At 65.1% G+C, this 16,591-nt stretch carries 19 protein-coding genes; 10 read left to right on the top strand and 9 right to left on the bottom strand.

The window, feature by feature from the left end; genetic code table 11:
* Positions 1 to 397 precede the first annotated feature (397 nt).
* A complete protein-coding gene (locus tag BACI348_RS14210) occupies positions 398 to 637 on the bottom strand; it encodes a putative acetyltransferase (RefSeq protein ID WP_236557569.1) in 240 nt (79 codons plus the stop codon).
* Between the two features lie 151 nt (positions 638 to 788).
* On the opposite strand from BACI348_RS14210, the gene fdxA reads away from it, so the two are divergent.
* From fdxA to BACI348_RS14195, 3 genes are all read left to right on the top strand, one after another.
* Positions 789 to 1,115 carry a ferredoxin gene (gene fdxA, locus BACI348_RS14205; protein ID WP_050685972.1) on the top strand — a complete coding sequence of 109 codons (327 nt, stop codon included), beginning with the start codon at positions 789 to 791 and terminating at the stop codon, positions 1,113 to 1,115.
* A 14-nt stretch (positions 1,116 to 1,129) separates the two neighbouring features.
* Complete coding sequence (dapC, locus tag BACI348_RS14200; protein WP_159826809.1) at positions 1,130 to 2,278, top strand: succinyldiaminopimelate transaminase; 1,149 nt, start codon at positions 1,130 to 1,132, stop codon at positions 2,276 to 2,278.
* A 256-nt stretch (positions 2,279 to 2,534) separates the two neighbouring features.
* Positions 2,535 to 3,821, top strand: coding sequence for a citrate synthase (locus BACI348_RS14195; RefSeq protein WP_159826808.1), 1,287 nt, complete (start codon positions 2,535 to 2,537; stop codon positions 3,819 to 3,821).
* Positions 3,822 to 3,972: 151 nt separating this feature from the next.
* Here the strand turns inward: BACI348_RS14195 and galE are convergent, their stop codons facing one another.
* Positions 3,973 to 4,986 carry a UDP-glucose 4-epimerase GalE gene (gene galE, locus BACI348_RS14190; protein ID WP_159826797.1) on the bottom strand — a complete coding sequence of 338 codons (1,014 nt, stop codon included), beginning with the start codon at positions 4,984 to 4,986 and terminating at the stop codon, positions 3,973 to 3,975.
* 130 nt (positions 4,987 to 5,116) lie between these two features.
* Between galE and BACI348_RS14185 the strand changes: the two genes are divergently transcribed.
* Together BACI348_RS14185 and BACI348_RS14180 are read left to right on the top strand one after the other, a co-directional pair.
* Entirely contained in the window at positions 5,117 to 5,725 is a 609-nt protein-coding gene (locus tag BACI348_RS14185; protein WP_159826795.1) for a TetR/AcrR family transcriptional regulator, read from the top strand.
* A 98-nt stretch (positions 5,726 to 5,823) separates the two neighbouring features.
* Complete coding sequence (locus BACI348_RS14180) at positions 5,824 to 6,435, top strand: hypothetical protein (RefSeq protein WP_159826793.1); 612 nt, start codon at positions 5,824 to 5,826, stop codon at positions 6,433 to 6,435.
* A gap of 18 nt (positions 6,436 to 6,453) precedes the next feature.
* Here BACI348_RS14180 and BACI348_RS14175 read toward each other — a convergent pair whose 3' ends face one another.
* Together BACI348_RS14175 and dapD are read right to left on the bottom strand one after the other, a co-directional pair.
* Positions 6,454 to 7,305, bottom strand: coding sequence for a transglycosylase SLT domain-containing protein (locus BACI348_RS14175; protein ID WP_159826791.1), 852 nt, complete (start codon positions 7,303 to 7,305; stop codon positions 6,454 to 6,456).
* Positions 7,306 to 7,311: 6 nt separating this feature from the next.
* Positions 7,312 to 8,340 (bottom strand): 2,3,4,5-tetrahydropyridine-2,6-dicarboxylate N-succinyltransferase, encoded by a 1,029-nt coding sequence (gene dapD / locus BACI348_RS14170; RefSeq protein WP_159826789.1) that lies wholly within the window; start codon positions 8,338 to 8,340, stop codon positions 7,312 to 7,314.
* A 50-nt stretch (positions 8,341 to 8,390) separates the two neighbouring features.
* Between dapD and dapE the strand changes: the two genes are divergently transcribed.
* Entirely contained in the window at positions 8,391 to 9,527 is a 1,137-nt protein-coding gene (dapE, locus tag BACI348_RS14165) for a succinyl-diaminopimelate desuccinylase (RefSeq protein WP_159826787.1), read from the top strand.
* 87 nt (positions 9,528 to 9,614) lie between these two features.
* On the opposite strand, the gene BACI348_RS14160 is transcribed toward dapE, so the two are convergent.
* From BACI348_RS14160 to BACI348_RS14145, 4 genes are all read right to left on the bottom strand, one after another.
* Positions 9,615 to 10,454, bottom strand: a complete 840-nt coding sequence (locus BACI348_RS14160; RefSeq protein WP_159826785.1) for an amino acid ABC transporter permease — start codon at positions 10,452 to 10,454, stop codon at positions 9,615 to 9,617.
* On the bottom strand, positions 10,451 to 11,101 hold the full coding sequence (locus BACI348_RS14155; protein WP_159826783.1) for an amino acid ABC transporter permease: 651 nt from the start codon (positions 11,099 to 11,101) through the stop codon (positions 10,451 to 10,453). Before BACI348_RS14155 ends, BACI348_RS14160 begins: the two co-directional genes overlap by 4 nt.
* 85 nt (positions 11,102 to 11,186) lie before the next feature.
* Positions 11,187 to 12,074 (bottom strand): glutamate ABC transporter substrate-binding protein, encoded by an 888-nt coding sequence (locus tag BACI348_RS14150; protein ID WP_159826781.1) that lies wholly within the window; start codon positions 12,072 to 12,074, stop codon positions 11,187 to 11,189.
* Positions 12,075 to 12,146: 72 nt separating this feature from the next.
* A complete protein-coding gene (locus BACI348_RS14145; RefSeq protein ID WP_159826779.1) occupies positions 12,147 to 12,902 on the bottom strand; it encodes an amino acid ABC transporter ATP-binding protein in 756 nt (251 codons plus the stop codon).
* Positions 12,903 to 13,006: 104 nt separating this feature from the next.
* Between BACI348_RS14145 and BACI348_RS14140 the strand changes: the two genes are divergently transcribed.
* The 4 genes from BACI348_RS14140 (at position 13,007) to BACI348_RS14125 (ending at position 15,911) form a co-directional block, all read left to right on the top strand.
* Positions 13,007 to 13,789, top strand: a complete 783-nt coding sequence (locus tag BACI348_RS14140; protein ID WP_159826777.1) for an LOG family protein — start codon at positions 13,007 to 13,009, stop codon at positions 13,787 to 13,789.
* 31 nt (positions 13,790 to 13,820) lie between these two features.
* The gene (locus tag BACI348_RS14135) at positions 13,821 to 14,267 is read left to right on the top strand and encodes a DivIVA domain-containing protein (protein WP_159826775.1); all 447 of its coding nucleotides are present in this window, start codon (positions 13,821 to 13,823) and stop codon (positions 14,265 to 14,267) included.
* 92 nt (positions 14,268 to 14,359) lie between these two features.
* Entirely contained in the window at positions 14,360 to 15,511 is a 1,152-nt protein-coding gene (locus BACI348_RS14130) for a putative hexosyltransferase (protein ID WP_236557716.1), read from the top strand.
* Between the two features lie 232 nt (positions 15,512 to 15,743).
* Positions 15,744 to 15,911, top strand: a complete 168-nt coding sequence (locus BACI348_RS14125; RefSeq protein WP_009357720.1) for a DUF3117 domain-containing protein — start codon at positions 15,744 to 15,746, stop codon at positions 15,909 to 15,911.
* A gap of 45 nt (positions 15,912 to 15,956) precedes the next feature.
* On the opposite strand, the gene BACI348_RS14120 is transcribed toward BACI348_RS14125, so the two are convergent.
* Entirely contained in the window at positions 15,957 to 16,589 is a 633-nt protein-coding gene (locus BACI348_RS14120) for an O-methyltransferase (protein ID WP_159826773.1), read from the bottom strand.
* Positions 16,590 to 16,591 lie beyond the last annotated feature (2 nt).

The following is a 16,591-nucleotide window of genomic DNA, read 5'->3' as shown; positions in this document are numbered from 1 at the left end:
ACCGGCACCATGCCGGTGGCATTCTGCGTTCCGCCCTGTTTCGTAGCGCACTGCGCCGTGAAACGCGGGCTTACTGCGCAGGGGCGGTCCGGGCGCAGTGAGCCGCGGCTTCACCGCGCCGGGCCATTCTCCACATAGGCGATCCTGGCCGCTGTATCTGGGCCTCGCGGCGGGCAGCATGCACTCATGCGAACTGTCACCCAAGCACTGGGTCGCCATTACGCGGTTCCCGGGTTTGTCATGGCGGCCACGGCAGCTGGGCAATGGGTTGACCTTCGCGCTTGACGAGCCCCAGGATTTCGTGAGGATGGTCCACCAGGCTCTGGCCATGTACCGCCGTTCGCAGTGAAATTCGGGTTCGTTGCGCAGCGACAGTCCCTGCGCAGCGGGAGTGGCCTTAGGCGCGCGGCCGGCGCCGCTCGGGGGCCGGCGGGACCTCCTTGGCTGCCACAACTTGCCCCAGCGGAATCACGACGTCGGCCTGCCGCGTACGGACGGTGCACGCACCGGCCTCGCACGTCACCAGGAGGCCCAGCGCATCGGTGAGCCCGCCCTCGATCCTGTACCGCACTACCACCCTAGTTCCGGGAACGGCGGCGGAGAGGAAACCGGCGGGGGTGGGGGCAGGTCTACTCACCACTTCATACTAAGCGGCTTCACACTAGGTGCCCGGCTAGGTTCGCGGTAAGAGCCTGGGAGATAATAGGCTGAGATGTCAAGAGTCCGGCCCAGGTTGCCGGACGCGAGAACCGGCGGGAAGCCGGACCCAACGTGGAGAGGCCAGGGACGTGACGTACGTAATCGCGCAGCCGTGTGTAGATGTCAAGGACAAGGCATGTATTGAAGAGTGCCCGGTCGACTGCATCTATGAGGGTGAGCGTTCGCTGTACATCCATCCGGACGAATGCGTCGACTGCGGAGCCTGCGAACCGGTCTGCCCGGTCGAGGCGATCTACTACGAGGACGACACCCCGGACGAATGGGCGGACTACTACAAGGCCAACGTGGAGTTCTTCGACGACCTCGGCTCTCCGGGCGGTGCCGCCAAGGTGGGCAACACCGGCAAGGACCACCCCATGATCGCCGCACTGCCACCGCAGAACCAAGACCACTGACGCAGGCAGGACCGGTGACCGCAGCAGTGAATACGTTCGGCCTTGACCTGCCCGACTACCCGTGGGAGGCCATGGCGCCGTATCTCGCGAAGGCCTCGGAGCACCCCGGCGGAGCCGTCAACCTGTCCATCGGCACTCCGGTGGATCCCACGCCGGGCCTGATCCAGGACGCCCTCAAGGCTGCCGCGGACGCCCCCGGCTACCCCGCGGTCCACGGCACCCCCGCCCTGCGCGAAGCCATCGCCGGATGGTTCGAGCGCCGCCGCGGGGTGGCCGGCCTGGACCCGCGTAACATCATGCCCACGGTGGGCTCGAAGGAACTCGTGGCGTGGCTGCCGCTGCTGTTGGGTCTCAAGCCAGGGGACGTCGTCGTCCGCCCCAAGGTGGCCTACCCGACGTACGACATCGGCGCCACCCTGGCCGGTGTCACGTCCGTGGCAACAGACAACCTGGACGAGCTCGACGACGCCACCCGCTCGCGCGTCCGTCTGATCTGGGTCAATTCCCCCGGAAACCCCACCGGCAGTGTCCGCGGCGTCGCATCCCTGAAGGCGCTCGTGGCGCAGGCCCGGGAACTGGGTGCCGTGGTGGCGTCCGACGAATGCTACGCAGAGCTGGGCTGGGGTGACTGGGACGTCCAGCGCGGCGGCCAGGCCGTCCCGAGCATCCTGGACCCCCGGGTGGCCGGCGGTTCTCACCAGGGGTTGCTTGCCGTGTACTCGCTGAGCAAGCAGTCCAACGTGGCCGGCTACCGGGCAGCGTTCGTCGCGGGCGATCCGGACCTCATGCCCAACCTCGTCAACAGCCGCAAGCATGCCGGCATGATCGTTCCCTACCCCGTGCAGGAAGCCATGCGGGTGGCGCTGGGTGACGACGCTCATGTGGAGGCCCAGAAGGACCTGTACCGCGGCCGGCGGGAACGGCTGGTTCCGGCGCTGCTGGACTTCGGGCTGGAGATCAAGGAATCCGACGCCGGCCTCTACCTTTGGTCGACGGCGGGGGAGAGTACCTGGGACACCGTGGCGCGGCTCGCGGAGCGCGGCATCGTGGTGGGCCCGGGCGTTTTCTACGGCGAGGCCGGCAGCGGCTACGTCCGCGTGGCACTCACCGGGACGGATGAAAGGGTCGACGCAGCCGTGGCCCGTCTGGCTTCGGCGTCATGATCCGACGTACTGCAGCCGGCGCCGCACCGTAACAAAGGTGTGACTCCGGACACATCCGCTCCACTTTAGGCCATTTTGGAAGGTCGCCGATTAGTGACACCCGCCAAGGGGCGGTACTTTTTAACTGATCAATGGTGGCTTTCTACAAGAAGGCAGCCCGGGTGTTGGAACCTGTGTCCTCAGGGTCAGTGCGCGGCTCACCTGATATTGGATCAAGCTTTCGACAGAGGCCCAGACGCCTCATGAAGGGGACTCCATGACTGAGACCAACAATGCTGCGACCCTGCTCCATGCAGGAGGCGAGCTGAAGCTCCCGCGCATCCAGGTTGTTGAAGGAAACGAAGGCTACGACGTTTCCAAACTGCTGAAGCAGACGGGCGCAGTCACCTTTGACCCCGGCTTCATGAATACAGCAGCCACAACTTCGGCTATTACCTACATCGACGGCGATGCTGGCATCCTGCGCTACCGCGGGTACCCCATCGAACAGCTGGCACAGCACTCCAGCTTCCTCGAAGTGTCCTACCTGCTGATCTACGGCAACCTGCCCACTCCCACCGAGCTGGACGAATTTGACCAGAAGATCCGCCGGCACACCCTGCTGCACGAGGAGCTCAAGGGCTTCTTCGGCGGCTTCCCGCGGGACGCGCACCCCATGCCCGTCCTGTCCTCGGCCGTTTCGGCGCTGTCCACGTTCTACCAGGACTCGCTGGATCCGTTCAACGCTGAACAGGTGGAAGTCTCCACCATCCGCCTGATGGCCAAGCTTCCGGTCATAGCGGCCTACGCGCACAAGAAGTCCATCGGCCAGCCCATGCTGTACCCGGACAACTCGCACAACCTCGTGGAGAACTTCCTGCGTCTCAGCTTCGGGCTTCCGGCTGAGCAGTACGAGGTGGATCCGATCGTGGCGAAGGCGCTGGACCTGCTCCTCATCCTGCACGCGGACCACGAGCAGAACTGCTCCACCTCCACGGTGCGCCTGGTGGGTTCCTCGAACGCCAACCTGTTCGCGTCCGTCTCCGCAGGCATCAATGCCCTCTTCGGTCCGGCCCACGGCGGTGCAAATGAGGCCGTCCTGAAGATGCTCCGCCAGATCCAGGCCGACGGCACCAAGCCCGAGGACTACATGGAGAAGGTCAAGAACAAGGAAGACGGCGTCCGCCTCATGGGCTTCGGGCACCGGGTCTACAAGAACTACGACCCCCGGGCCAAGATCGTCAAGGCCACCGCCCACGAGATCCTCACCAAGCTCGGCGGCAACGACGAACTGCTGGAGATCGCCCTTCGCCTGGAAGAGAAGGCGCTCAACGACGATTACTTCATCCAGCGCAAGCTCTACCCGAACGTCGACTTCTACACCGGCCTCATCTACAAGGCCATGGGCTTCCCGGAGAAGATGTTCACTGTGCTGTTCGCCATCGGCCGCCTCCCCGGCTGGATCGCCCAGTGGCGCGAGATGATCAGCGACCCGAACACCAAGATCGGCCGCCCGCGCCAGCTGTACATCGGTGAGCCCGAGCGCGACTACCCCGCCCGCTAAATCCCGACCTGCCGAATAACGACAACGGCCGCCCACCTCACTGAGGTGGGCGGCCGTTTTCTTTAGTTACCGGCTTTATCTCATCGATTGCTCCGTAACTGCCGTTTTGAGGGCTCAAACGGCAGTTACGGAGCAAGCGACGCGGAAATGGTCAGGCGTTGTAGCCTTGGGGGTTGTTTTTCTGCCAGCGCCAGTGGTCTTCGCACATCTCGTCCACCGTTTTGGTGGTGGACCAGCTGAGGTCCGCGAGGGCTGAGGTGGCGTCGGCCCAGAAGGCGGGCAGGTCCCCGGCGCGGCGGCCGGTGATCTCGTACGGGATGGGCTTGCCGACGGCCTTTTCGAAAGAGCGCAGGACCTCCAGGACGGAGGAGCCCTTCCCGGAGCCGAGGTTCCAACGGAACACCCCGGCGCGGCCGGCGATGTGGTTCAGGGCGGCGACGTGGCCTTCGGCGAGGTCGGTGACGTGGATGTAGTCGCGCAGGCAGGTGCCGTCGGGGGTGTCGTAGTCGCCGCCGAAGACCATCAGTTTCTCGCGGCGGCCGACGGCTACCTGGGCGATGAAGGGCACGAGGTTGTTGGGGATGCCCTGGGGGTCTTCACCAATCCGGCCGGAGGGGTGGGCGCCGACGGGGTTGAAGTAGCGCAGCAGTGCGATGTGCCAGCGGGAGTCGGCGGCGCCGAGGTCGGAGAGGATGTCCTCAATCTGTTCCTTGGTGCGGCCGTAGGGGTTGTTCGCGCCGATTTCCATCTTCTCGACATAGGGGATGGGGTTGTGCTCGCCGTAGACGGTGGCAGAGGAGCTGAAGACGATGGACCGGACATCATGCTTGTCCATGGCCCGGATCAGGTTCAGGGTGCCAACGAGGTTGTTGTAGTAGTAGTTCAGCGGTTCACGCACGGATTCGCCCACGGCCTTGAGGCCGGCGAAGTGGATGACGGCATCCACATCGTTGCCGGCGAAGACACGCTCGACTGCGGCTTCGTCCACGAGGTCAACGTTATGGAAATCCGCGGTCTTGCCGGTGAGTTCGGCGACCCTGCGGAGGGACTCCTCGCTGGAGTTGACCAGGTTGTCGATGACCAGCACGTCGTGGCCGGCTTCCTGCAGGGACAGAACAGTGTGGGAACCGATGTACCCGGTGCCCCCTGTGACCAGAATTTTCATGGTCCCAACGCTATCCCACAAGCCGCCGGTTCCGCCGGTGCCTTTCGAATTCCGGGCAGGATGACGGGGCTTTACGGCAGAAGCCGTGCCCACAACCTGGATGTGAGCACGGGTGTGCTAAATAAGAACAGTGCCTAAAATTGTTCATGCCGCAGCCCGGCGCCAGGAAGTGGTGGAAGCAGTCTGGCGGATCATCGCCGTCGACGGACTGGAGAGGGCGTCCCTCCGTGAGGTGGCGGAAGAGGCCGGTCTCGCGGTCGGCTCGGTGCGGCACTACTTTGCCGGCAGCGAGGAACTGCTGGCCTTCTCCTTTGCCACGGTGATCGACAGCATTGTGGCCAGGGTGGAAAAGGCGTTGCCCGAACTGCAGCGCCACGCCCCCGCAAGCCCCGAACATCTGGGGGCGGTTTTAACACTGCTGGGCGAACTCCTGCCGCTGGACGAGCAGCGCGCGGTGGAAGCGTGCGTGTGGATGGCGTTCCGCAACGCCGCCAGGATCCGCCCTTTCCTTGCCGCGGAGGCCGACCGCAGCCACCGGGAGGTGGCCGCCCTGATGGGCCGGGTCATCACCGCGCTGGTGCCTGCCGATGAATCCGAGGAGGCGCTGGTGGTGGAGGCGGAGAGGCTCCTGGCCACCCTGGATGGACTGTGCATGCACGCGCTCCTTCAGCCGGGCTGGATGACGGCCCGGATGTGCACCGATGTCCTGGAGCGGCACCTCAACGGGTTGGCACGGTGAATTCCATTAACCTCGGCAAGGTGTGGGAATAGACTGATAGCCGGGGCGTAACACGGGATCACCAGACCCGGCAGGAGCGCGCCAGGGAAGGACCACGGATGCAGCAAAAGACCGGTTCCGGGTGGCAGATCACCACCGACACGTCCGGACCGATGATGATCGCCCTGTTCATCCGCGATACCGCCGGACTCGACGGAGCGGGCCATCCGGCCCTTTCCCATGCAGCTCCCAAGGTCCGCCCTGCCGACCATTCCCATCTCACTGCCGATGTGGGCGGGCTGAGCGTACTCAAGACCGAATGGGAGGCCTGGTGGGAGCAGCTGCTGAAGGCTTACCCGCAGACGTCGCCGGAACTGTCCCCGCCCGGCTTCGAGGCCTTCGGCAACTCGCCGGCCCTGCAGCGCGTCCTCCAGGCGCACTTCGGTTCTGCCCTCACCTGGGCACGGGAACGCCGGAGCGAGTACGCCGAACTTGAAGCGGAGCGGGCCGCCAACGGTGCCGACCAGCTGCTGGAGGACATGGTGGACGACAGACTGATGGAAGTGGGCCGCAACGCCAGGGACTTCAAGCTGACCATTATCGAACTGCCGTTGAATGAGCAGCGGGCCTGGTACCTCGAGCCGGACAAGATCATCATGAGCCGCCAGCTGATGGGCCAGCCGGAGCTGTTCCGGAGCTATGTCCAGCCCGTGGTGGAAATCCTCGTCTAAAGGACCGGCGGGCGGATCTCAGGCGTTGGCCGGGGACACCGTAATCCGCACCTGGCCATCTGGGGCATCAGACTCCTGCCAGCCGTCCCGCTCTGTCCGGTTCCAGCTCCGCCCGGCCACCTCCACCTCGGTGACGTCCAGTGACTTGGCGTTGGCTACGGCCCACTGCGCCACGGACCATGCCTGGCTGCCGTCAGCGTCCACCACCAGCGTCTGACTGTCCAGGGCCGACGCCGGGACGCCGTAGGCCTGGGCAAGCTTGTCGGCAACGGCCGCGGGATCGCCCGCGGCACCTGCCGAGCGGAGGGTGCACTGGACTGCCTCAGGAGTCTGGCCGGACAAGCCAGAGGCAAAGAAGCGTCCCATCTGCTCATGCTGGGCATACGCGGCGGGGAAGGCGGAGCGCTGTACGCGCTGAGCCGCGTCCGTGATTTCCAGCGACTCGTAGCCCGGGATCTTCACCAGTGCATCGTAGAAGGCGTTGGTGGCGTAGAAGGGGTCCATGACCTGCTCCTCCGTTCCCCAGCCCTGTGAGGGACGCTGCTGGAAGAGGCCCCGCGAATCCGGGCCGGCCTGGTCCCCGTGCCCGATGTTGCGCAGCTTGGATTCCTGCATCGCGGTGGCCAGGGCGATGGTGGCGGCCCGCGGCGGGAGGCCCCGCTGGACGGCCACGGCGGTGATCAGGGAGGCGTAGACAGCCTGGTCGGGAGCCAGTTCCGCCGTCTGACCATTAACGACGGCGGTGCAGCGCTCCGAAACGAGGGTCTCGGAACGCTGCACAAAAAACACCGCCGCATAGACGCCGCCAGCCACCAGTGCGAGCGTGAGCAGCAGCACCAGAAGGCGGCGCAGACCGCGTCGTCGTGACATCCAGGATCAGTTGGCGTGCAGGGCGTCGTTCAGTTCCACGGTCTGGCCGGCGCGGGGGAGTACCTCCACGGCGCCGGTGGTGGAGTTGCGGCGGAACAGCAGGTTGGGGACGCCGGAGAGTTCCGCGGCCTTAACGATCTTGGTGGTGTCCTCGCCCACCTCGTCCTTGGGGCCGGGGATGCGGACGCGGGTGCCCGCCGTGACGTAAAGGCCGGCTTCCACCACCGAGTCGTCGCCGATGCTGATGCCCACGCCGGAGTTCGCACCGAGCAGCACGCGTTCGCCGATGGTGATCTTTTCCTTGCCGCCTCCGGACAGGGTGCCCATGATGGAGGCGCCGCCGCCCACGTCGCTGCCGTCGCCGGTGACCACACCGGCGGAGATGCGGCCTTCAACCATGGACGTGCCCAGGGTGCCCGCATTGAAGTTGACGAAGCCTTCGTGCATAACGGTGGTGCCTTCAGCAAGGTGCGCACCCAGGCGGACCCGGTCGGCGTCGGCAATCCTGACGCCGGTGGGCACAACGTAGTCCACCATGCGCGGGAACTTGTCGATGCCGTAGACGGTGACTGCGCCGCGGCGCCGCAGCCGGGCGCGGGTCAGTTCGAAGCCCTCCACGGCGGCCGGGCCGAAGTTGGTCCAGACGACGTTGGGCAGCTTGCCGAAGATCCCGTCCAGGTTGATGGTGTTCGGCCGGACCAGGCGGTGCGAGAGCAGGTGCAGGCGCAGGTAGGCGTCAGCGGTGTCAGCCGGGGCTTCGTCGAGGTTGATCTGGACAAAGACCACCTTCTGTTCGGTGCCGCGGTCCTCGTCCGTGCCGGCTTCGGCGATGCGGGTGAGCGCTTCTTCCGCGTTCTCCACTGCGCGCAGGTGTTCTGCAGCGACGCCCAGGGCCGGTGCGGGGAACCAGACGTCCAGGACAGTGGCATCACCGTTGCCGGTGGCAATGGTGGCCACGCCAAAGCCGTAGGCGGAGCGGTGGTCGGTGGTGGCGTTCAGTGTTTCGGGCACAGCGGAGGAAGCAGTCTCAGTCATTGCCCCAGTCTATCGACGGGCAGGGACCTGCTCCGAACTAGACTGGCTTCGTGACTGCCGAAACCGCCCCGGACTCATCCATCCTTCCCCTTGACCTCCGCCAGGACGTTGCCCTCCTGACTGCCGCCATCATGGACATCAACAGTGTGTCCGGCAACGAAACGGAGCTGGCCGACGCCGTCGAAGCTGCCCTGCGCACCATCCCGGAACTGCACATTGTGCGGGACGGCGACGCCATCATCGCCCGGACCGAACTGGGCAACCCCGAACGCGTCATCCTCGCAGGACACCTGGACACCGTCCCGCTGCCCCTGACAGAGGGTTCGCTGGGAACGGTTCCGATCACCTGGGAGTCTGGGGTCCCCGGGCAAGGGGTCCTGTACGGCCGCGGCGCCACGGACATGAAAGGCGGGGTGGCCGTGCAGCTCGCCCTCGCTGCGGGAATGTTCGACGGCGGGACCGCCCCAAAGCGCGACGTCACCTTTGTGTTCTACGACCATGAGGAAGTGGAAGCCGTGAAAAGCGGCCTGGGTCGGCTGGTCCGTAACCACGGGAACCTGCTCGACGGCGACTTCGCCATCCTGCTCGAACCCACCGACGGCACCGTGGAGGGCGGATGCAACGGCACCAGCAGGTTCGAAGCCACAACGGTGGGCGAGGCCGCCCACTCGGCCCGGGCCTGGATGGGCAGCAATGCCATCCACGCGGCGGCTCCCATCCTCGAAAGGCTGGCCGCGTACCAACCGCTGACAGTCAACGTGGACGGACTGGACTACCGCGAGAGCTTAAACGCGGTCCGGATCAACGGCGGGACTGCGGGCAACGTCATTCCGGACAAGTGCGTGGTGGAGATCAATTACCGGTTCGCACCGGACAAAACGCCGGACCAGGCCGAAGCCGTGGTGCGGGAACTGCTTGAGGGCTTTGACGTGGTGCGCACTGACGCTGCCGCGGGGGCGCGTCCCGGGCTCCAGCACCCGGCTGCCGCGTCCTTCGTGGCCGCAGTGGGAGCCGAGCCCAAGCCCAAATACGGCTGGACCGACGTCGCGCGTTTCAGTGAACTGGGCATCCCGGCAGTGAACTTCGGCCCGGGGGACCCCCTGCTGGCGCACAAGGACAACGAACACGTGCACGCGGACGCCATCCGGAAGTGCCTGCAGGCACTGCAGGCCTGGCTGGCGGGCTGACCCGAGAAGACAGGCCCTCAAACACAAATGGCCCGGACCGCCGCCCCCAAAAGGGGCCAAAGGTCCGGGCCATCGCTGTTTGATCCGCTAGGGGACGGCTGCTTCGGCTGCTTCCGGCTCGGCCTTGGCAACCCCACCGGCGGCCTTCCTGGAACCGCGCCGCTCGATCCAGACCGCAATCCTGGATACGAGGATGTTGATGGCGATGTAGATCGCCGCGGCCACAAAGAAGATGGGGAACAGGAACTGGGTGCCCAGGAAGTCCGCCATCACCTGGACGGCACGCAGGAGTTCGCCGTACGCCACGATGTAGCCCAGTGAGGTGTCCTTCAGGAGGACCACCATCTGCGCAACCAGTGATGGCATCATGCGCCGGATGGCCTGCGGCAGTTCGATCAGCATGCGCGACTTGAAGCTGGTCAGGCCGATGGCCATGCCGGCTTCGCGCTGCCCCTTGGGGAGGGACTGGATGCCGGCGCGGATGATTTCCGCGAACACCGCGGAGTTGTACAGCACCAGGCCGGTCACGACGGCGACGAAGGACGACGTGCCAAAGCCCAGCAGGACGAACAGCATCATCAGGACCACCGGCATGCCGCGGAGGAACTCCAGCACCACCCGCGTGGGAACCCGGATGAACGCGGCATCCGAGATGCGCAGCAGGCACAGCGCCAGTCCCAGCGGGAAGGCGATGACTGCCGCCAGGGCCGCGGCGCTGAGGGTGGCGCCAAGGCCGTTGGCGAGGAGCGTCCAGACATCGCCGCGGGTGAAGATCTGCCAGCGGCGGCCCTCGAAGATCCCCTGCTGGGCAAGGGTCATGATGATCCAGGCGAGCAGGCCCAGGATCAGCAGCGAGCCCACCACCGAACCGATCAGGGAGATGCGCCGGGCTTTGGGGCCGGGAACGTCGTAGAGTACCGAGCTCATCGGGCAATCGCCACCTTTCGTTCCACCGTGCTGGCCAGGATGCCCAGCGGAACGGTGAGGAGCAGATAGAAGAACGCAACGCCGAGCAGGACGGGGATCACGGCGTCACCGTTGGCATTGGCCAGCTGGCGGCCGTAGCCGAACAGTTCGAGGACAAAGAAGGCGCCGGCCACGGACGAGTTCTTGACCAGGGCGATCAGGATGTTGATCAACGGCGGGATCACCGTCCGCAGGGCCTGCGGGAGGATGATGAGGTTGAGGACCTGGCCGAAGTTCATGCCGATGCTGCGGGCGGCTTCGGCCTGGCCAACGGGAACACTGTTGACACCTGAGCGGACAGCTTCGGCGATGAACGCTGCGGTGTAGGTACTGAGGGCGATGATGGCGGCCACTTCGAACTGCTCGAATTTCACGCCGAGCCGGGGGAGCACGATGGCTGCGAAGAAGAAGGCGATGGTCAGCGGGGTGTTCCGGAGAACTTCCACGTAGACGGTGCTGAAGCCGCGGAGGGCTGCCACCGGGGAAACGCGGGCTGCCGCGAGCAGGGTCCCAAGCACCAGTGCGATGACTCCGGAAACTGCGGAGAGGAAAAGTGTGCGGAGAAAACCGTTCCAATACAAGGGCAGGTTTTCAAGAATGACGTCCATTGGATCCTTCGGCTGTGGGCGTGGACGGGGGTGAAGGCGGTGGTTGCCGGGGCCTGGATGCGGCCCCGGCAACCACTGGCATTACCTAGTAGCGGTCAATGGCGGGCAGCTGAGGAGCAGTCTTGATGACTGAACCTGCGGTTGCTTCCCAGGCCTTCTTATAGGAGCCGTCCTTGTCGAAGGCCTCCAGCTGGTCGTTGATCCAGTTGCGGAACTCGGTGTCGTCCTTCTTCAGGCCGATGCCGTACGGCTCCTTGGTGAAGGTCTCGTCCGAGGCGAGCTTGAAGGCGTCCGGTTCCTTGTCCACGAAGCCGGCGAGGATCACGTTGTCCGTGGTGACTGCTTCAACCTGCTTGTTGCGCAGCGGCTCAAGGCAGGCGGAGTACGTGGCGGCCGGAACCAGTTCGGCCTTGTACTTGTCCACAATGGTGGCGGCAGGGGTGGAGCCGGTCACGGAGCAGACCTTCTTGCCGGCAACGTCCTCGGGCTTCTTGATGGAGTCGTTGTCCTTGTTCACCATCAGCGCCTGGCCGGCCTCGTAGTACGGTCCGGCGAAGCTGACAACCTGCTTGCGCTTGTCGTTGATGGTGTAGGTGGCGATCACCAGGTCAACCTTGCCCTGCTCGATGAAGGGTTCGCGGTTGGCCGAAACGGTCTCGGACCACTCGATCTTGTCCGCGGCGATGCCCAGCTTGGCAGCGATCAGCTTGCCGATTTCAACGTCGAAGCCGACAGGCTTGCCGTCCAGGCCAACCTGGCCGAAGAGGGGCTGGTCGTACTTGGTGCCGATCTTGATGGTGCCCGCGGAGGCGAGCTTTTCCATGGTGGTGCCGGCAGCGAACGTGGGCTTCTCGGCCACGGTGGGATCACTGGTGGTGCCGGTTCCGCCACCGCCGCAGGCGCTCAGGGACAAGGCGAGGGCAGCGGTAGCCGCCACGACGAATGACTTCCGTCGGGTCAAAAATGCCTTCATGACATTCCTTTCATTGGTGGCCGTGGGTCACGGGCCTGGATGCGAACTGGGAGTGTTTGTCCGGTGGGTAAATCAGTGGGTGAGGAGCTTGGAGAGGAAATCCTTGGCGCGGTCGCTCTTGGGGTTCGTGAAGAACTCCTCCGGCGTGGCATCCTCAACGATCTGCCCGTCCGCCATAAAGACGACGCGGTCAGCGGCCTTGCGGGCGAAGCCCATCTCGTGGGTGACCACGATCATGGTCATGCCCTCCTTGGCGAGCTGGACCATCACGTCCAGGACCTCGTTGATCATTTCGGGGTCCAGGGCGGAAGTGGGCTCATCGAAGAGCATCACCTTGGGCTTCATGGCGAGGGCCCGGGCAATGGCGACACGCTGCTGCTGGCCGCCGGACAGCTGGGCGGGAAGCTTGGGAGCCTGGTGCCCGACGCCGACACGCTCAAGCAATGCCATGGCGTCCTTGTCCGCGGCTGCCTTGGCTACGCCCTTGACCTTGATGGGGCCCAGGGTGACGTTCTCGAGAATGGTTTTGTGTGCGAAGAGATTGAACGACTGGAAGACCATTCCGACGTCGGCACGCAGCTGCGCGAGCTCCTTGCCTTCCTCCGGAAGGACCTTTCCGTCAATGCTGATGGTGCCGCCTTCAATGGTTTCAAGGCGATTGATGGCGCGGCACAGGGTGGACTTACCGGAGCCCGAAGGCCCGATGACCACAACAACCTCGCCCTTGCGGACCTGCAGATTGATGTCCTTCAAAACGTGCAGCTGGCCATAATGCTTGTTTACGGCGTTCAGGGAGACGAGGGCATCGCCGGGCACATGAGTAGTCATAGAACGAATCTAGCGAACAACGGCAGCTTATGACGCGAATCACCACAGGTTCCTGTGGATCGTGATTCAAGAGATACCTCGCAGGCGCAGGTTAGCCTAGGGGAATGAGCATCAGTGCAGATCCGGCCAAAAACATCCAGCCGCGCCGTAAGGGACCCCTTGAGCTTCGCCGCAATCAGGCGGCCGTGGAAATGTCTGACCAGCATCTGCTTGATACCAAGGGGCCCGGCCAGTTTGTCCATACCGACCCGTGGCGGGTCATGAGGATCCAAAGCGAATTCGTGGAAGGCTTCGGCGCCCTGGCGGACCTCGGCCCGGCTGTAAGCGTGTTCGGTTCCGCCCGGACGAAACCCGGCAGCCCTTACTACGAGATGGGCGTCGAGGTGGGACGGAAGCTGGCAGAGGCCGGCGTCGCGGTGATCACCGGCGGCGGTCCGGGCTCCATGGAGGCGGCGAACCGCGGCACCGTTGAAGGCAACGGGGTGTCCGTAGGGCTGGGCATCGAACTGCCGTTCGAGCAGGGCCTCAACCAGTGGGTGGACCTGGGCATCAACTTCCGGTACTTCTTTGCGCGCAAGACCATGTTCGTCAAGTACGCGCAGGGATTCATCGTCCTGCCGGGCGGATTGGGCACACTGGACGAACTCTTCGAGGCCATGGTCCTGGTGCAGACCCGCAAGGTGACCTCATTCCCGATCGTGCTGCTGGGAGTGGACTTCTGGGGCCCCATGATTGAGTGGATCAAAGGAACCCTCGTTGCCGAGGGCATGGTCTCGGCGAAGGACCTGGACCTGATCCAGGTGGTGGACGACCCCGCAGAAGCGGTGGACCGTGTGCTCCACGGGGCCATCACCCCGTCCCTGAACGGCGAGCAGCGCCCGGAGTAGCGGTGGCCGCCAGGTCTGGCACGATGGGGTGGTGAGTTTTTTTCTGGTCTTCCTTGCCGTGCTGCTGATCGGCGCGGTCCTGTGGGCAAGCGTCGGGGGCCGCCCGGGCAAAAAGGGCGGCCGGCAGTTGCCTGCCTTGCTGGAGGCCGGCTTCGAGGAGCCTCAGGCAAACCTGCCGCCGGTCCTGCTGCCCGCCAACGCCGCGCCCCAGGACGTGGACAGCGTCCGCTTTGCCCTTGGCCTGCGGGGCTATCGCATGGACCAGGTGGACCAGGTACTCGATGAGTTGCGGGACCAGCTGGCTGCCAGCCGGCAGGAAGTGGAAACCCTGAAGTGGCGGCTGGCCGCGCTGGAGCAGCCGGCGCATCCGGGCGGCGTTCCGGCGGAGTTGCCGGACGCATCCGGCCCGGCGGCGGAGAAGCCCGGAGCAGTAGGTCCCGGAGCAGTTGAAGCCCAGGCCGGGGAGGACCGGGCTTGAGTACCGCCACCCGAGGCGGAACAGGAGTTCCGGCGTCGATCCAGGCGCTGGTCCTCCGCTACCGCTCAACGGTGCGGGCCTGGCCGTGGTGGATGCAGGTCGCGGCCCTTTATGTCGCGGCCCGGCTCGTCAGCGCCGGAATCTTTATGGCTGCCGCCCTGCAGCAGGGAACCAACCCCTGGTTCCCGCCCAAACCTGACTACTGGAACTTCATCAATATCTGGGACGCCCGGTGGTACGCCAGGGTGATCGAGGACGGCTACCCCACCACCCTTCCGGTGGATGCAGCGGGGAACGTGCAGGAGAACACCTGGGCGTTTTATCCCCTCTACCCATCCCTGGCCGGTGGCCTCAGCAGCCTCACCGGGTTGGCGCCCGCCGCCTCACTGACCATCATCGCGATGTTGGCCGGCCTCGGCGCCGCCTTGGTGACGTACCTGCTGTTCCGGCATAAGGCCGACCATGGAACCGCGCTGTGGGGTGTGGCGTTCTTTGCCACGTTCCCTGTGTCCGCCGTGCTCCAGGTCCCTTACGGCGAGCCGTTGTCACTGTTGCTGCTCGCGGCCGCGCTGCTGCTGGTGATCCGGCGGCAGTACCTGTGGGCCGTCCCGGTGGTGGTGCTGCTGTGCCTGTCCCGGCCGGTGGGCGTTCCCTTCGCTGCCATGCTCGGGCTCCTCTTGATCTTCCGTGTGGTGCAGCGCATTCGGCGCAGCCAGGCGGACGTCCATACCACGCGGGACCTCCTCGCCCTGACCGGCCTCACGGCGATAGCAGGCCTGTCAGCCCTTGCCTGGCCTGCCGCTGCCTGGGCGGCGACGGGGGATATCGAGGCCTACACCAAGACCGAGACCGTATGGCGGGGCCACGACCTGGTCCCGTTCAAGCCCTGGTTCGATACCGGCGTCGATCTCTTCGGCCCTGTGCTGGGCATCCTTGCACCGTTCATTTTTGTGGTCCTTTTCGCCGTGATGCTGTACCTGCCCCCGGTGATGAGGCTCGGCGTCGAGCTCCGGCTGTGGTGCGCGTGCTACATGGGCTACCTGATCACCTTCCTCCACCCGCAGACCAGCACCTTCCGCATGCTGCTGCCGCTTTTTCCCCTGGCGCTGGGGGCTGCGCTGCTATCCCGGTCCAGGGCGTACCGGGGCACCGTGGTGGTGATGTTCCTGCTGCTGCAGATTGTTTGGATTGTCTGGCTGTGGGCCTGGGCCCAGTTGCCCGGCGGGGGCGATTATCCGCCGTAGTATTTTGGACTTCCTTGCAGGTCAGGGTGCAAATTGTGCCCCGCCGGAAATGTCCATCGATTAGCTACGCGCGGGTAATTCCGCGATAATGGTAGGTAAGCAAGGACAAAAAGCATTCAGAATACGCGAGGCCCTGGCGGTGTCAATTCACCTGCCGTGGCAGCTTGATCTACATGCGGACACAGCCCGCCCGGGCTGATCAGTCCTGGGACTAAATGGAGGGGAATTCCTCATGGCGGCTATGAAACCACGCACCGGCGACGGCCCAATGGAAGTCACCAAGGAGGGCCGCAGCCTGATCATGCGCGTCCCGCTCGAAGGCGGCGGGCGCCTGGTGGTCGAACTGAATGCCGCCGAAGCGGCCAACCTTAAGGAATGCCTCGTCGGCGTCACCGAATAAGTGTGTGGGCAGGATCCGCAGCCTCGCAAGGCTGCGGATCCTGTCTTATTTTTTGACCGCTACCAGCAGGCCGTCGCCGGTGGGAAGCATGGCGGAGGCCAGCCGGTCGTCGTCGCGGATGCTCTTGCCTATCTGGCGCAGGACTACCGTGGTGGCGTCGCGGCCGGCAGGGTTTGCCACCTTGTCCTTGTCCAGTGCGTCATTGATGATGAGCAGCCCGGCCCGCTTCAGGAGCCGGATGGCCTGCTCCACGTAGCCGGGAAGTCCGGGCTTGTCTGCGTCGATGAACACGAGGTCGTAGGCGCCGTCCGTGAGCCGCGGCAGGACATCGCCCGCGCGGCCGGAGATGGTACGCGTCCGGTTGGCCGGGCTGCCCGCCTCGGAAAATGCCTCGCGGGCAGCCTTAAGGTGTTCAACGTCCACGTCGATGGTGGTGAGGACAGCGTGCGGGCCCAGGCCCCGCAGCAGGCAGACCCCGGAGACCCCGGCGCCGGTACCGATTTCGACGGCGGTCTGGGCTTTGGAGGCAGCGGCCAGAACCGTGAGGACGGCTCCCACCCCGGGCCCGATAGGGGTTACTCCGAGTTCGAAAGAGCGCTCCCGGGCCCGAAGCATGACCTCATCCTCAGCGGGCAGATCTTCTGCATAGGACCAGCTGATGGACTTGTCGGCGCTCATGG

The sequence above is a fragment of the Arthrobacter sp. 9AX genome, from assembly GCF_902506095.1.
GTDB lineage: Bacteria > Actinomycetota > Actinomycetes > Actinomycetales > Micrococcaceae > Arthrobacter.
This window is presented reverse-complemented; position numbering and strand designations above follow the sequence as displayed.

What these genes read in the sequence shown, in the direction of transcription:
- BACI348_RS14140 (WP_159826777.1), top strand. Translation starts at nt 13,007, where the DNA reads ATGAGCATCAGTGCAGATCCGGCCAAAAACATCCAGCCGCGCCGTAAG.
- BACI348_RS14155 (WP_159826783.1), bottom strand. Translation starts at nt 11,101, where the DNA reads ATGGACGTCATTCTTGAAAACCTGCCCTTGTATTGGAACGGTTTTCTC.
- galE (WP_159826797.1), bottom strand. Translation starts at nt 4,986, where the DNA reads ATGAAAATTCTGGTCACAGGGGGCACCGGGTACATCGGTTCCCACACT.
- BACI348_RS14125 (WP_009357720.1), top strand. Translation starts at nt 15,744, where the DNA reads ATGGCGGCTATGAAACCACGCACCGGCGACGGCCCAATGGAAGTCACC.
- BACI348_RS14195 (WP_159826808.1), top strand. Translation starts at nt 2,535, where the DNA reads ATGACTGAGACCAACAATGCTGCGACCCTGCTCCATGCAGGAGGCGAG.
- BACI348_RS14160 (WP_159826785.1), bottom strand. Translation starts at nt 10,454, where the DNA reads ATGAGCTCGGTACTCTACGACGTTCCCGGCCCCAAAGCCCGGCGCATC.
- BACI348_RS14130 (WP_236557716.1), top strand. Translation starts at nt 14,360, where the DNA reads ATGCAGGTCGCGGCCCTTTATGTCGCGGCCCGGCTCGTCAGCGCCGGA.
- BACI348_RS14150 (WP_159826781.1), bottom strand. Translation starts at nt 12,074, where the DNA reads ATGAAGGCATTTTTGACCCGACGGAAGTCATTCGTCGTGGCGGCTACC.
- BACI348_RS14180 (WP_159826793.1), top strand. Translation starts at nt 5,824, where the DNA reads ATGCAGCAAAAGACCGGTTCCGGGTGGCAGATCACCACCGACACGTCC.
- BACI348_RS14145 (WP_159826779.1), bottom strand. Translation starts at nt 12,902, where the DNA reads ATGACTACTCATGTGCCCGGCGATGCCCTCGTCTCCCTGAACGCCGTA.
- BACI348_RS14175 (WP_159826791.1), bottom strand. Translation starts at nt 7,305, where the DNA reads ATGTCACGACGACGCGGTCTGCGCCGCCTTCTGGTGCTGCTGCTCACG.
- BACI348_RS14120 (WP_159826773.1), bottom strand. Translation starts at nt 16,589, where the DNA reads ATGAGCGCCGACAAGTCCATCAGCTGGTCCTATGCAGAAGATCTGCCC.
- dapD (WP_159826789.1), bottom strand. Translation starts at nt 8,340, where the DNA reads ATGACTGAGACTGCTTCCTCCGCTGTGCCCGAAACACTGAACGCCACC.